The organism is Rhizobium sp. 18055, assembly GCF_902706285.1.
Classification (GTDB): Bacteria; Pseudomonadota; Alphaproteobacteria; order Rhizobiales; family Rhizobiaceae; genus Rhizobium.
Genome location: NZ_CACSKD010000482.1, coordinates 1 through 390 on the forward strand (window position 1 = coordinate 1; position 390 = coordinate 390).

General features: G+C 75.1%; 1 protein-coding gene. It reads left to right on the top strand.

Annotated features, from left to right (window positions below):
* Positions 1-281, top strand: a 281-nt coding sequence (locus tag GVL52_RS32710) for a hypothetical protein (RefSeq protein ID WP_160012812.1), incomplete at its 5' end; no start/stop codon positions are given.
* Positions 282-390 lie beyond the last annotated feature (109 nt).

Genomic DNA, 390 nt, shown 5'->3' on the forward strand with positions numbered 1-390 from the left:
CCGTCGCCCTGTGCGATTTCCCCGAGCTGCCGTCCCGCGAGCGCACCGCGGCCGAGGGCCGTTACGCCCGGGTGCTCGAACGCCAGCTCGGCGGCCCGGAAGGCGTGGCCGAAACGCTCGCCGCGGTGCAGCGGCTGCAGGACGGCGACGAAGTCCCCGAAGGCACCGATGCCATGGCCATCGTCAACCGCTGGGCGCGCGCGGCGGTCGCCGCGCGCACGGCCGGCATGCAGGGTCTGGGCGAATCCGAGGGCGCCTACTTCGACGTGCGGATCGGTTGACGCCCGCCATGGCGTCCGCCCCCGAACCGTCCGCTCCCACCCTGCAGGCCTTCGACCGGGAGCGCACCGCCGCCGCCCTGCCCTTCGCTGCGCTCGCGCAGGCCATCGA